At 73.6% G+C, this 13,848-nt stretch carries 8 protein-coding genes; 5 read left to right on the forward strand and 3 right to left on the reverse strand.

All coding sequences use genetic code 11. The features are described 5' to 3' along the window. The first annotated feature begins 70 nt into the window (after positions 1-70). The 5 genes from ACFMQL_RS19795 to ACFMQL_RS19815 are packed head-to-tail and all read left to right on the forward strand — an operon-like array spanning position 71 to position 6,299. Positions 71-1,618, forward strand: coding sequence for an acyl-CoA synthetase (locus tag ACFMQL_RS19795; RefSeq protein ID WP_378786405.1), 1,548 nt, complete (start codon positions 71-73; stop codon positions 1,616-1,618). Further along, positions 1,608-2,531, forward strand: a complete 924-nt coding sequence (locus ACFMQL_RS19800; protein WP_378786406.1) for a Zn-ribbon domain-containing OB-fold protein — start codon at positions 1,608-1,610, stop codon at positions 2,529-2,531. Before ACFMQL_RS19795 ends, ACFMQL_RS19800 begins: the two co-directional genes overlap by 11 nt. Continuing rightward, positions 2,528-3,577, forward strand: coding sequence for a lipid-transfer protein (locus ACFMQL_RS19805; protein WP_378786408.1), 1,050 nt, complete (start codon positions 2,528-2,530; stop codon positions 3,575-3,577). The genes ACFMQL_RS19800 and ACFMQL_RS19805 overlap by 4 nt, the downstream gene beginning before the upstream one ends. After that, complete coding sequence (locus ACFMQL_RS19810) at positions 3,574-4,719, forward strand: thiolase domain-containing protein (RefSeq protein WP_364060395.1); 1,146 nt, start codon at positions 3,574-3,576, stop codon at positions 4,717-4,719. Before ACFMQL_RS19805 ends, ACFMQL_RS19810 begins: the two co-directional genes overlap by 4 nt. Then, the gene (locus ACFMQL_RS19815; RefSeq protein ID WP_378786409.1) at positions 4,719-6,299 is read left to right on the forward strand and encodes an acyl-CoA synthetase; all 1,581 of its coding nucleotides are present in this window, start codon (positions 4,719-4,721) and stop codon (positions 6,297-6,299) included. Before ACFMQL_RS19810 ends, ACFMQL_RS19815 begins: the two co-directional genes overlap by 1 nt. A gap of 105 nt (positions 6,300-6,404) precedes the next feature. Here ACFMQL_RS19815 and ACFMQL_RS19820 read toward each other — a convergent pair whose 3' ends face one another. The 3 genes from ACFMQL_RS19820 to ACFMQL_RS19830 all read right to left on the reverse strand — a co-directional run bounded on the left by ACFMQL_RS19820 (position 6,405) and on the right by ACFMQL_RS19830 (position 13,833). Next, complete coding sequence (locus tag ACFMQL_RS19820) at positions 6,405-7,358, reverse strand: hypothetical protein (protein WP_378790183.1); 954 nt, start codon at positions 7,356-7,358, stop codon at positions 6,405-6,407. Further along, positions 7,256-13,111 (reverse strand): hypothetical protein, encoded by a 5,856-nt coding sequence (locus ACFMQL_RS19825; RefSeq protein WP_378786411.1) that lies wholly within the window; start codon positions 13,109-13,111, stop codon positions 7,256-7,258. Before ACFMQL_RS19825 ends, ACFMQL_RS19820 begins: the two co-directional genes overlap by 103 nt. A 95-nt stretch (positions 13,112-13,206) precedes the next feature. After that, positions 13,207-13,833: a LysE family translocator gene (locus ACFMQL_RS19830; RefSeq protein ID WP_378786412.1), complete on the reverse strand. Its 627-nt coding sequence runs from the start codon at positions 13,831-13,833 to the stop codon at positions 13,207-13,209. Positions 13,834-13,848: the final 15 nt, after the last annotated feature.

Genomic DNA, 13,848 nt, shown 5'->3' on the forward strand with positions numbered 1-13,848 from the left:
GCCCAGGATACGCTCCCACCAGAAACGAGAACAGGTTCCTGTTTTGCCCGCCCAACGCTGAGGAGATCAGATGGGCACGCTCGGTTTCTGGAGGCTCGCGCAGGCGGATCCCGAGTGGATCGCGGCCGTGGACCCCGATGGCAGGCAGCACCGCGCGGGCGATCTCCTGGCCCGCTCCAACCGGCTCGTGCACGGGCTGCGCGCACTCGGCCTCCGGCCCGGCGACGGCATCTGCGGCCTGGTGCCCAACGGCGCCGACGGCCTCGTCCTCTACCTGGCGGCCCTGCAGGCGGGCTGGTACTACACGCCGGTCAACTGGCATCTCACCGGCCCGGAGATCGCGTACATCGTCGCCGACAGCGAGGCCGAGGCGTTCTTCGTGCACCCGCGCTTCCTCACCGAGGGCACGCGCGGCGCCGAGGCCATCGCGCCCGACCGGCGCTTCTCGATCGGCGGCGACGCTCCCGGGTTCCGCCCGGAGAGCGACCTGACCGGCGGCCGGCCGGACACCGCGCCAGGCGACCGCACCGCCGGCGCCACCATGCACTACACCTCCGGCACCACCGGCAAGCCCAAAGGCGTCAAGCGGCCGCTCAGCGGCCTCGACCCGGACGACGGGGCCGAGCTGATGGCGTTCCTGCTCACGCTGTTCGGCATCACGCCCGGCCGCCCCAACGTCCACCTCGTCACCTCGCCGAGCTACCACACGGCGGTCACCCAGTTCGGCGGCACCGCCCTGCACATGGGCCACACGCTCGTCTACATGGACCGCTTCGACGCCGAGGAGATGCTGCGCCTGTGCGAGCGGCACCGCGTCACCAGCTCCCACCTGGTGCCGACGCACTTCAAGCGGCTGCTCGCGCTGCCGGAGAAGACCCGCACCGCCTACGACCTGTCCTCGCTGCGCTGGATGATCCACGCCGCCGCGCCCTGCCCCGTCCCCGTCAAGCGGGCGATGCTCGACTGGTGGGGCGACTGCGTGTACGAGTACTACGCCGCAACCGAGGGCGGCGGCACCCTCGCAACGCCCGGGGACTGGAAGGCGCACCCCGGCACGGTCGGCAAGCCCTGGCCCATCAGCGAGCTGCTGATCGTCGACGAGCAGGGCGAACCGGTGCCCAACGGCACGCCCGGCACGATCTACATGAAGATGATGGGCGCCACGTTCGAGTACAAAGGCGACCCCGGCAAGACCGCCGCGAACCGCCTCAAGGACTTCTTCACCGTCGGCGACATCGGCTACCTCGACGAGGACGGCTTCCTTTACCTCTGCGACCGCAAAGCCGACATGATCATCTCCGGCGGCGCGAACATCTACCCGGCCGAGATCGAGAACGAGCTCATGGTCCACCCCAAGGTGGCGGACGTCGCCGTGTTCGGCATTCCCGACGAGGAGTGGGGCGAGCAGATCAAGGCCGTCGTCGAACCCGCCCCCGACGCCGTGCCCGGCCCGGAGCTGGCCGCCGAGCTGCTGGCCTCGCTGGAGGGCCGCCTGTCCAGGATGAAGTGGCCCAAGAGCATCGACTTCATCGCCGAGATGCCCCGCGAGCCCAACGGCAAGCTGCTCAAACGCAAGCTCCGCGCCCCGTACTGGGAGGGACACGACCGTGCCATCTGAGCCCCTGGCTGATCCCCCGGCCGATCCGCTGGTCGCGCAGCACGTCCTGGAGTTCCCCGGCGGCTACACCCGTACCACGGGGCCGGTGATCGGCCGGTTCCTCAGCGAGTTACGCGCCCGCCGCCTCGTCGGCGTGCGCACGACGGAGGGCCGCGTGCTGGTGCCGCCCCTGGAGTACGACCCCGCCACCGGCGATCCGGTCACCGGCGAGTACGTCGAGGTCGGCCCCGCCGGCACGGTCACCACCTGGGCCTGGGTGGCCGAGCCGCTGCCCGGCCACCCCCTCGACCGCCCCTTCGCCTGGGCGTTCATCCGCCTCGACGGCGCCGACACCGACCTCGTGCACGCCGTGGACCCCGGCCACCCCAAGGCGCTGCGGCAGGGCCTGCGCGTCTGGCCGGTCTGGCGCGAGAAGCCCACCGGCCACATCACCGACATCTCGCACTTCGTCCCCGAGGTCTCCCAGATCCGCGCCGACGTCCGCACCGAATACCGCATCAAGGCGGGCGGCGCGCTGCGCGTCTTCCTCGAAGGCATCGCACGCGGCGTCCTCCTCGGCGGGCGCTGCGAGCGCTGCGCAAAGGTGTACGTGCCGTACCGGTCGGCCTGCCCCGAATGCGGCACCGCCATCCCGGACACCGTCGAGGTGCCCGACACCGGGACCGTCACCACGTTCGCCATCAACAACCTGCCCGACCCGAGGGCGCCGCAGGTGCCGTTCGTGTCGGCGTACATCCTGCTCGACGGCACCGACATCCCCATGATCGCGCTCGTCGGCGACGTGCCCGCCCACGAGGTACGGCAGGGCATGCGCGTCAAGGCCGTCTGGGTCCCCGAGAGCGAGCGCACGGCGTCCATGGCGAACATCCGCTGGTTCGCCCCCACCGGCGAGCCCGACGTGGAGCTGTCATGAGAGAAGTGGCGATCGTCGCGTTCGCCCAGACGCGGCACACCGATCACGACACCGGCCTCAGCGAACCCGAGATGATCACCCCGGTCATCAACGAGGTCAGAGAACGCACCGGGCTCACCCGGTTCGGTTTCACCTGCTCGGGAAGCTGCGACTACCTGGCGGGGGCGCCGTTCTCGTTCGTCTCCGCGCTCGACGCGCTGGCCGCCTGGCCGCCCATCTCCGAAAGCCACGTCGAGATGGACGGCGCCTGGGCCCTGTACGAGGCGTGGGTCCGCCTCCAGCACGGCGACGTCGACACCGCCCTCGTCTACGGCTTCGGCAAGTCGTCGCTCGGCGACCTGCGCACGATCATGACGCTCCAGCTCGACCCCTACTACCTGGCCCCGCTCGGCCTCGACCTGCTCTCCTACGCGGCGCTCCAAGCCGCCGCCGTCGGCGCGGAGCCCAAGGAGCTCGACGAGATCGTCCGCCGCAGCCGGGCCGACGGGCGCGCCAACCCGTACGCGCTGGACCTGCCGGAGCCCGAGGCCCACGGAGAGGAGGATTACGAGGACTACGAGGACTACGCGGTACGGCCGCTCAGGAGGATCGACGTGCCGCCCGTCACCGACGGCGCCGCCGCCGTCGTGCTCGCCGCCGGAGAGCGCGCCGGAGAGCTGTGCGACAGCCCCGCCTACATCACCGGCATCGCACACCGCGTCGAACCCCACTACCTCGGCCTGCGCGACCTCGCCAGATCCGGCTCGGCCGCCGACGCTGCCCGCGCCGCGGGCGTCGCCAAGGGCCCCGTCGAGGTGGCCGAGCTGCACGCCCAGTTCCCGCACGAGGAGCTCATCCTGCGCGAGGCCCTGGAACTCGGCGGCGACACCGTCATCAACCCCTCGGGCGGCCCGCTCGCCGCCAACCCCGTCATGGCCACCGGCCTCATCCGCATCGGTGAGGCCGCCCGCCGCATCCACGACGGCACCGCGCGCCGCACCGTCGCGCACGCCGCCGCTGGACCCTGCCTGCAACAGAACCTCGTCACCGTCCTGGAGGCCCGATGAACAGGTGCGCGGTCATCGGCGTCGGCCAGACCCGCTACACCACCAAGCGGCGCGACGTCTCCATCGCCGGGCTCGTCCGCGAGGCGGCGCTGCGGGCACTCGACGACGCCGGGCTGACGTTCACGGACATCGACGCGGTGGTCGTCGGCAAGGCGCCCGACCTGTTCGAAGGCGTGATGACGCCCGAGCTGTACCTCGCCGACGCGCTCGGCGCGGCGGGCAAGCCGCTGATGCGCGTGCACACCGCGGGCAGCGTCGGCGGCTCCACCGCCATCGTCGGCGCCTCGCTCGTGCAGGGCGGCGTGCACGACCGGGTCCTCGTCGTCGCCTTCGAAAAGCAGTCGGAGTCGAACGCCACCTGGGCCCTGTCCACCCACTTGCCGTTCAGCTCCTCGCTCGTCGTCGGCGCGGGCGGCTACTTCGCCCCGCACATCCGCGAATACATGCGCAGAACCGGCGCGCCCGGCCACATCGGCACGCTCGTCGCGGTCAAGGACCGGCTGAACGCGCTGAAGAACCCGTACGCGCACCTCAAGATCCCCGGCATCGACCAGAAGATGGTCGAATCCACGCCCATGCTCTGGGAGCCCATCCGCTACCTGGAGACCTGCCCCTCCAGCGACGGCGCCTGCGCGCTCGTCCTCGCCTCGGAACGGGCCGTCACCGGCACGCCCGCGTGGGTGCACGCCACCGCCATGCGCTCCGAGCCGATCTTCCGCGCCGGACGCGACACCGTGAACCCGCAGGCCGGCAAGGACTGCGCCGCCGACGTCTACCGCCAGGCCGGCATCACCGACCCGCGCCGCCAGATCGACGTGGCCGAGGTGTACGTGCCGTTCTCCTGGTACGAGCCGATGTGGCTGGAGAACCTCGGCTTCGCCGCCGAGGGCGAGGGCTGGAAGCTCACCGAGTCGGGCGCCACCGCGCTCGGCGGCGACATCCCGTGGAACGCCTCCGGCGGCGTGCTCTCCAGCAACCCGATCGGGGCGTCCGGACTGATCAGGTTCGCCGAGGCCGCGCTCCAGGTGCGCGGCATGGCCGGTGAACACCAGGTGGACGGCGCCCGCCTGGCGCTCGGCCACGCCTACGGCGGGGGAGCCCAGTTCTTCGCGATGTGGATCGTCGGACGGGAGATGCCCTGATGGAGTTCAACCACGCCGACCTGTTCGAGGGGCTCGCGGACGCGATCGGGGAACGCACGGCCATCGTCTGCGGCGACCAGCGGCGCACGTACGCCGAGCTCGACGCCGAATCCAACCGGCTCGCCCACTACCTCATGGACCTCGGCGTCCAGCCGAACCAGCACGTCGGGCTGCACCTGTGCAACGGCGTCGAGTACGTCGCCGGGCTGCTCGCCGCGCTGAAGATCCGCGCCGTGCCGATCAACGTCAACTACCGCTACGTCGAGGCCGAGCTGCTCTACCTCTACCGCGACGCCGACCTGCGGGCGCTGGTCTACGACGTGGAGTTCGAGCCGCGCGTGGCCGCCGTCGCCGGGCAGGCGCCGCTGCTCGACCACCTCATCGCCGTGGGCGGGCCACCGGCGATCGGCGGAGCCGTGCCGTACGCGGACGCCCTGGAACGCGGCAGGGCAGAGCGCGGCTTCCCCGCCCGCTCCGGCCAGGACATCTACATCATCTACACCGGCGGCACCACCGGCTTGCCCAAGGGCGCTATGTGGCACGTCGAGGACCTGTTCATGGGCTTCGGCGGCGGCAATCCGTACGGCGAGCCGCGCGCCACCCCGCAGGAGGTCATCGACGAGGCGGTCAAGGCCAGCCCGATGGTGATGATGGCCGCGCCGCCGCTCATGCACGGCGCCGCGCAGATGGCCACGTGGATCGCGTTCTGGATGGGCTCGGCCATGGTGTACGTGCGCAAGTTCGACGCCGCCGAGGTGTTACGCACCATCGGGCGCGAGCGCGTGACCACGATCAACATCACCGGCGACGCCATGGCCAGGCCGATCGCCGACGAGCTGGAGTCCGGCTCGTACGACGTGTCCTCGCTCTTCGTGATCAGCTCGACCGGCGCGATCCTGTCGGGCGCCGTCCGCGACCGGCTTCAGGAGCTGCTGCCGAATGTGATGATCCTCGACAACTTCGGCTCCACCGAGTCCGGCTACACCGCCTCCGCCGTGGCCGGGTCATCGCCTGAGAAGGGCCTGCGCTACCAGCCCAACGCCGTCGTCCGGCTGGCCGTGCTCGACGAGCGTGGCCGGCCCGTCGAGCCGGGCTCCGGGCGGATCGGCACCGTGGCGCGGTCGGGGCGGGTGGCGTTCGGCTACTACAACGACCCCGAGAAGACCGCACGCACGTTCGTCACCGACGAGGACGGCACCCGCTGGCTGCTCACCGGCGACCTCGCCACCGTCGAGAAGGACGGCACGGTGAACGTGTTCGGGCGCGGCTCCCAGTGCATCAACACCGGCGGCGAGAAGGTGTTCCCCGAGGAGGTCGAGGCGGTGCTCAAAGGGCATCCGGCCGTGTCCGACGCGGTGGTGACCGGGGTGCCGGACGAGCGGTGGGGGAGCCGGGTCGCCGCCGTCATCGAGCTGCGGCCCGGCGTGGAGGTGACGCGGGAGGAGCTGGACGCGCACTGCAGGACGCGGCTGTCCGGGTACAAGGTGCCTCGGACGTACGCGTTCGTGGACGAGATGGTGCGCTCGCCGGCCGGGAAGGCCGACTACCGGTGGGCCAGGGAGACCGCCCAGAACGCCTAGCAGGGCTCCCCTTCCGTGCCGGTTCCGGCTTCGATCGGTCAAGGGGCCAGGGGTGCTTCCGGCTTGGATCGGTCAAGGTCAGGGGCCGCTTCCGGCTTCGACCGGTCAGGGGGCCAGGCGGGCCAGCTCGTCCTGGATCGCCTGCGCCTCGGCCGACCGTCCCGCCTTCTCCAGCAGCGCGAGCCTGCGCCGCAGCACGTCCTGGAGCAGATCCGAGGTGGCCTCGCGGGGCAGGCCGCGCAGCAGGTCGGCGGAGACGCGCAGCGCGGCGTCGGCGGCGTCGTCGCGCCACAGGTCCTGCTGGCACGCGCCGAACCGGGCGTGCGCCACCGCTCTCGCCAGCGGGTCGCGCGTGACCTGCGTACCGCGATGGAACACCAGCCCCGCCTCCAGCGCCCGGCCCGCCTCCATCAGCGCGTCGCCCAGCATGAGCATCGCCCTGGACAGCAGCCCTGCCTGCATCGGGTTGCCGGGCGAGAAACGTTCGAGCGCCGCCACCGCCTCCCGCAGCGGCTGCACCGCCTCCGCCGGCCGCCCCCGCATTCTGAGCGCCCCGGCCAGCGTCAGGCACGCGCCCGCCCGGCTGATGTGCAGGGCCTGCGCGTTCGTGCCCGCGGCCAGCAACTGGTCGTAGACGGTGATCGCCTCGCGCGCCCTCGCCTCCGCCTCGCCGCCGTCGTCCAGCCCGAGCAGGGGCAGTAGCTCGGAGCTCTGCGCCAGCGAGTCCGCCAGGATCGCCCGGAACGTCAGGTCGCCCGGCGTCCGCCTGGCCACCGGGATCAGGGCCTCCACCAGCGTGTTGGCCTCGGCCAGGCGGCCCAGCATCATGTGGCACCTGATCAGCCGCTGGGTGGCGAGGACCCGCTGGACGGTGCCCTGTTCGTGGGTGTTCGCGGCGATCTCGGCGTACTTGATGGCCTGCTCTGGGCGGCCCTCCGCCAGCAGGTCGTCGGCGATCAGCGCGGCCGTCTCGGCGGCGGCCTGCGGCTCGGGCAGCCTCCTGAACAGCCGCAACGCCTCCACCAGGTGCGCCAGCGCCTCCTGCCCGCGCCCGGACATCCGCAGCACCCTGCCGCGCACCTGGATCGCCCGCGCCCGCACGAGCGGCAGCTCCACGTCCTCCTCGGCGGCCCTGTCCACCTCGGCCAGCGACCACGCGATCGCCTCAAGCGCCGCTTGCGGCCGGTCGAGCGCGGCCAGCGCGGAACCGAGCCGCGCGAACACCGCCGCCGCCACGGCCGGATCGTCCAGCTCGTCGCACAGGTCCGCGGCCCGCTCGCAGTGCGCCAGCGCCTCCACCGCCCGGCCCTGGTCGAGCAGCGCCCCGGCGTAGTCGTGCAGGATCTCCGCCAGCAGGCGCGGGTCGCGGTCGTCCAGCAGCGCGACGGCCTGTTCCAGTACGGGCAGCGCGGGACGGGCGGCGGCGAGTGCGGCGAGCGCCCGGCCGAGAGATGCGCGGCAGGCGGGGGAGACGGCGGCGAGCCCCGGTACACGCGCACGGCCAGCTCCGCCACCTGGGCGGCGCTCCGGTCCGCGGTGGCCACGAGGATCATCAGGCAGCGGCCGTAGCGGTCATGCACGTCCTTGCCGCCCTCGCCGCTGAGCGGCACCTCGCGCTCCAGTGCCTCGGTGAACGCGGCCAGCGGCTCGACGAGCCCGCCGATGTCCACGAGGGCACCGGCGTCGGGTTCACACCCGTCAGGGTCGCCGGGCTGGGCCGCCCGCACATCACGGGCGTACTCCTCTATCGCCGTGATGAGGGCGTCGAGCGCGTCCGCCTCCGGCAGCGGACGGATGCTGAGGATCCGCGCGTACAGCTCGATCCCGGCGGACGGCCCCTCCTGCTCCACCCGCAGCCGCGCGAGCCGGACCAGCGCCAGCACGTGAACGCTCATGAAGTCGTCAGGTACCCGCCCGGCCCGCGCCGCCAGCTTCGCCGTGCCGTCGGCCAGTCGCGCCTCGGCCGCCTCCGGCTCGTGCAGCTCCGCCAGGCACAGCCCGGCCAGCTCGTGGCATCCGGCGGCGAGCAGCAGCTCGTCGTCGTCCGCGGGCAGCGGGAGCAGGGCGAGCGCCCGGTCGGCGGAGGCCAGCGCGCCCGTGATGTCCTGCCGGGCGAAGCGGATCCCGGCCTGCAGCCGCAGCGCGCCGGCCAGCGCGATCGGACGGGCCGCGCCCTCGTTCACCAGCGACGTGTACAGCTCGACCAGCCGCCCGGCCGCAGCATCCGCGTCCGACGGGCAGTCGGCGCGCGACAGCGCGAAAGTCTCCAGGATCAGCAGCTCGGCCAGCTCAGCGCGGGCGCCCGCCTGCGGCCGGCTCGCCTCGATCGCGGTCAGCAGGTGCGGGATCGCCTCCTTGTACCGTCCGAGCCCGACCAGCGAACGGCCGAGCGCCGCCGCCACCATGCCCACGGCGATGGCGTGCGGCCGGTCGGGCGCGGCATGCCGTTCGAGCAGCTCGGCCGCCTGCATGGCGAGCGCGAACCCCTCACCGGCCCGTCCCGTGTCCGCCCACACCCGGGCGAGGTCCGCCTGAGCCGACAGGTACGCATGAATACGCTCGATCTCCGGCGTACCGGCGCTTTCCACCGCCTCCCTGCGCTCGGCGAGCCGCCGTTCCGCCCTGGCCACCGCCTCCTCCGGCCGGTCGAGCACCATCCGCAGCAGCCACGGCTCGTCGGCGGGCCGGTCCTGCTCACCGCCCCTGCGCAGCCGCGCCCGCACCTCGGGGCCGTACCGGCGGTAGGAGGGATCCTCGACGCTCAGCACGTCGTACAGCTCGGCCGCCATCTCCAGCTGCGCGAGGCCGTCGGACGTGCGGCCCAGGCCGTCCAGGCACAGGCCGAGCAGCCGGCGGCCCCTGGCCTGCGTCGCCCGGTGCCCCTCGACCGCCTCCACCGGCACGGCCATCGCCTCCTGCAACGGCTCAAGCGCCTCATCAGGGCGGTCGTCGGCCAGCAGCAGCTCGCCCAGGTCGAGCAGCCGGCCGGCCAGGGCGTTCCGGTGCTCGGCGGGGTCGAGCGTCACGAGGGATCGCAGGTTCCGTACGGCCTCCGCCGCCGCCCTGATCGCCGCGTCCAGGTCGTCGAGCCCCGCGTGCAGCCTCGACACCACGCTCGCCGCCGACGCCAGCATCGCCCGCAGCTCCGGCTCCTCGGCCGCCAGCCCCCGCAGCCGCGCCACCGCCTCCCCGGCCGGGGCCAGCGCCTCGGACCGCCTGCCGTTCGTCTCCAGCCAGGCGGCGACGAGGTGCAGCCCGTGCGCGACATCGCGGTTCGCCGGCGCGACGCCCCTGAGCGCGGACGTGACCGCGACCGCCAGGCACCCCGCCAGTTCGGGCAGCACCTCCGCCGTACCGACCTGGTCGAACGGCGCCAACGGCTCCGGCCCCGCCACCACCTCCTGCGCCCCGGCGAGCAGCAGCCCGCTGGGGGTCACCGCCGCGCCTTCACTCGCCACCGCCGCCGCAGCCCCGCCCGCGCCGGTGAGCCCGCTCGCGCTGGTGGGCCTGCCCGTGCCGGTGAGCCCGCTCGCGCTGGTAGGCCTGCCCGTGCCGGTGAGCCCGGTCGTGCCCCACGCGGCGAGGCCATCCGTGGCGTGGCCGCCGGGGCCGGGTGCGGGCGCGCTTGTGCGGTCCCCGCTTCCTGCCGCGAGGTTTCCTGCTGCGAGGCCGGTTGCGTCGGGGCCGGGGCCGGAGGAGGGCAGGACGGCGAGGAGAGCCGTCAGGTAGGACGCGAAGCCGGGGTGCCCGCCCGCCGCCTCGAACGCCGCCACCGCCTCATCAAGCCGCCCGCTCTCCAGCAGCGCACACGCCACGTTGTACTGGGCACGCGCCGCCGGCCAGGCGTAGCGGGGGTCGTCCTCGGCGAGCACGCTGAACCGGGCCGCCGCTTCTCGGGCGGGCTTGAGCGCCCCGGCGGCCTCGCCACCGAGCAGCAGGTACGCCCCGAGCCCGAACAGCGCCTCCGCATGCCCCGCCGCGTCCTCGTACGGGGGAGCGCCCGCGTACACCTCCACGGCCTCACCCGCCGCCGCGACCGCCTCGCCCACCCTGCCGACGGCCGCCAGCCCGCGCGACCACCACGCCAGCGCCCCGGCCAGCGCGGCCCGCTCGCCGGTGGTGCGCCGATGCCGCACGGTCAGCTCGGCGAGCGTCACGTCCAGCGCCCGCAGGCCGAGCCCGCCGTTGCGGAGGCCGGGACCGGCGTTGCCCGGCTGCGCCACGGGCAGCGCGGCCACCGCCTCGGCGAGCTGCCGATCATCGGCGAACAGGGCCAGCGCGGCGTTGAGCACGTCGCCGAGCCTGCTCGCGGGATCGGCGACGGCCGCCGCGACCAGCCGGCCGATGCGGCTGGCGATCAGCGACCACAGCGCCGCCCGCACCCGCTCGCGACCGGCCGCGAGGCGCAGGACGTCCAGCATCCGTACGAGGTGCGCCGTCGTCCGTGCCTCGTGGTCGTGTACGGCGAGAACGAGCGCGTCCAGGTCCTCGGTCTCGTCCAGCAGGAGCTCGGCCACCACATCGAACCCTTGGGCCGGCACCCCGAGCCGCCCCAGCCACCGGGCCACCTCCCCGGCGACACCCCCCGTGCCGGTGCGGATGCCAGGGACGGCCGTGAGCAGCGCGGGCAGCTCGTCGGCGCGGGGCTCGGTGAGCACCAGCACGGCCACCGCCTGCCACGCCGCCAGCTCCCCTAGCCGCCTCAGCCCCTCCGGCCGGCGCTCGGCCCGGCTCTCGAACCACTCGAACGCGCCGGGTTCTGGAGCGAGCACATCACCGGAACGGTCGTCTCGCTGAGGGCCGTGGCCGGGCGCGACGCCGGGCCGCTCGTGCTCCTCGGGCAGGTGAACGGCCGCCTCGCCGGGCCGTTCGTGTGCGCCGGGCTGATGAGCGATTGCGTCGCTGGAGCGTTCGTGAGCCCCGGGCTGATGAGCGGTCGCGTCGTCGGGCCGGTTCGGATCGTCCGGCCAGAGCCGGAGCCAGCGGGCCCACTCCCGGGTGAGGAACCGGCCGATCAGCTCCTCGCCACTCACGTGAGGCGCGCCGTCCAGCCGCAGCAGCGCGGCCAGATGGACGTGGAGGGGGAGGCCGTACTCCGGGTCGTCGAGCCGAGGCGGTCCGAGCAGCGCGGCCTCGGCCCCGGGCCCTGTGGGATCAGGCCCGGTGGGATTAGGCCCGGTGGGATCAGGCCCTGTGGGATCAGGTCCTGTGAGATCAGGCAGCGTGAGACCGGGCTCAGACGGGCCGGAGGCCGTGGCACTGAGGGAGGTGAAGGCTCGCATCGCCGCCAGCGCGTGCTGCCGGCGTTCGGGGAGCGTCAGCGGGTGGGCGTTGAGCTGGACCGTCGTGGTGTTGAGACGCCTGAGCCTGCCGCCGGCCGCCGTGTCCAGGCGGCGCCACCAGTCGCCGTCGCCGGGTTCGCGGGCGACCAGCAGCAGCCGTACGCGGGGGTTGCGGCCGTGCCGGGCCAGCCGCCGTACCAGCTCGCCCACCAGCGGCGGCGACGCCTCGGGCCCGTCGAGCACGATCAGCGTCGGGCGTACGGCCTCCAACCTGACGCCTTGCCCCGCCGTGCCGTTCTCCCTGAGGTCGCCGGTGTGCGGCGCGGACAGTACGGCGGCGAGCGTGTCCAGCGGCAGGAAACCCGCGTCCCAGCCCAGCGCCTCCAGCTCCGCGCACAGCTCACCGGCCAGCCGCGTCTTTCCTGTCCCGCCTCGTCCGGTCAGTACGGCGATCGACAGCGATGACGCCTCACCGGCCCACGCCCGCAACTCGCCGAGCGGCCGTTCCCGCCCCAGGAACGGCACCACAGCACGCCCCGCCGCCAGCTCGGCCCACCCCGCCGCGCCTGGCACGCCCGGCGAGCCCTCCGGGCGCGGGAAGACCAGCGGGTCCGGCGAGGGCGGGTGAACCTGCGCGTCCGGCGGGCCCGGCGGAGCGGCCGAGCCGGGGTAGGCCGGGGCGGCCAGTGGGTCCGGCGAGGGCGGATGAACCTCCTGCGTGTCCGGCGCGCCTGGCGGGGTGGCCGAGCCGGGGTAGGCCGGGGCGGCCAGGAGCGGTGCCCCTGTGGGCGTGGCCGGAGCGTGGGGCTGAGCGACCGATAACGGGCCGGTGGGGGTGCGGGCGGGGACGAGGAGGTGGCGCAGGGCGATGGCGGGGGCGGCGGAGACGGCTTCGACGCGCCACGGCGCGACGCCCGTCAGCTCACGGAACCGCTCGTCCGAGACCAGCGCGCTCACGGGCACGACGTCGAACCGGCGCGGCGCGTACGCGGCGACGACGCCGACGATCTGCCCGGCCGGTTCGGCGAGCAGCGCGGCACCAGGGAGCCCGTGCCACAGCGCGACGGGCCGTGTCTCGAAGTCGGGGCTCACCACGCGGGCCGTCAACGCCCGCGACACCAAGCCGGTGGGCGGATCCACCAGCCCGGTCACCGTCTCGGGCGGGCGCGCCGGGCCCCGTTCCCCGGCCTGCCCGAACCCCGACGCCACGCACCGCGCCGTCGTGCCCGCGACCCGGCCCCACCGGGTGTGCTCGATGCCCGCCACGGACGCCCAGGCCGGCTCGGAGACCCGCAGCAGCACCGCGTCCGCGCCGCCCCGGCCCCGCCACACCTGCACGGCCGGCAGCCACCGGTCCGACCACGCGGGCCGAACATGGCAGGGCCCGCCGGAGTCCACGACCTGCCCCGAGGTCAGGACGAGATCGGGACCGATCGCGTACGCGGAGCCGGTCACGCCGACGACGTCGTCATGACCGGAGAAGACCTCTGCGACCCTTTCGAGCCCGAGGCTGTGCGGTGGCGTGTGCATGGGTCCGCCTATCAGCTACGTCCCGCCGTGCCGTCCCCTGATCTGCGGCTGATCTAACTCACTATCGCACTACAGCCGGGAAATTTCCTGGCTTGTCATGCCTTCTCGGTCGTGAGCCAGGCGGCCAGCCCCAGGTACACGAGCCCGCTGCCCACGTCCAGCCGCCGCCGGGCGCGGGCCGACCCGCGCAGGCGGCCGGCCAGCGCGGAGGACAGCAGCGCGTACGCGCCGTCCGACGCCACCCCGAGCACCACCCACAGCAGCCCGAACAGCAGGATCTGCGCCCAGACGGGCCCTACCTCCGGGTGCACGAACTGCGGCAGGAACGCCAGGAAGAACACGGCTGTCTTGGGGTTGAGCACGTTCACCACGAACCCCTCCCAGAACAGCCGCCGCCTGGTCTGCACCGGCAGCTCGATCGGCTGCTCGTCACCGCCCCTGCGCAGCAGCTTGCTCAGGCCGAGATAGAGCAGGTACGCCACGCCGACGTACTTGACGATGGTGAACGCGGTCGCCGATGCGGCGAGCAGGGCGCTGACGCCGAGCGCCGCGGCGGCGATGTGGACGAGCGAGCCGGTGTGCACGCCCAGCACCGACACCAGCCCCGCGCCGCGGCCTTGGGCGACGCTCCTCGTGACGATGTAGAACACCGCGGGCCCAGGGACGATCAGCAGTCCGAGTGTGGCGGCGCAGAAGAGGGCGAGCGTCGTGACGTCCGGCATGTGGCCATCGTAGGA

It is taken from the genome of Nonomuraea fastidiosa (genome assembly GCF_042751225.1).
Taxonomy (GTDB): domain Bacteria; phylum Actinomycetota; class Actinomycetes; order Streptosporangiales; family Streptosporangiaceae; genus Nonomuraea; species Nonomuraea fastidiosa.

Bases quoted from the DNA above. Each gene is read 5' to 3' on its own strand.
- ACFMQL_RS19815 (WP_378786409.1), top strand. From the start codon at position 4,719: ATGGAGTTCAACCACGCCGACCTGTTCGAGGGGCTCGCGGACGCGATC.
- ACFMQL_RS19830 (WP_378786412.1), bottom strand. From the start codon at position 13,833: ATGCCGGACGTCACGACGCTCGCCCTCTTCTGCGCCGCCACACTCGGA.
- ACFMQL_RS19820 (WP_378790183.1), bottom strand. From the start codon at position 7,358: ATGTCCGGGCGCGGGCAGGAGGCGCTGGCGCACCTGGTGGAGGCGTTG.
- ACFMQL_RS19795 (WP_378786405.1), top strand. From the start codon at position 71: ATGGGCACGCTCGGTTTCTGGAGGCTCGCGCAGGCGGATCCCGAGTGG.
- ACFMQL_RS19805 (WP_378786408.1), top strand. From the start codon at position 2,528: ATGAGAGAAGTGGCGATCGTCGCGTTCGCCCAGACGCGGCACACCGAT.
- ACFMQL_RS19825 (WP_378786411.1), bottom strand. From the start codon at position 13,111: ATGCACACGCCACCGCACAGCCTCGGGCTCGAAAGGGTCGCAGAGGTC.
- ACFMQL_RS19810 (WP_364060395.1), top strand. From the start codon at position 3,574: ATGAACAGGTGCGCGGTCATCGGCGTCGGCCAGACCCGCTACACCACC.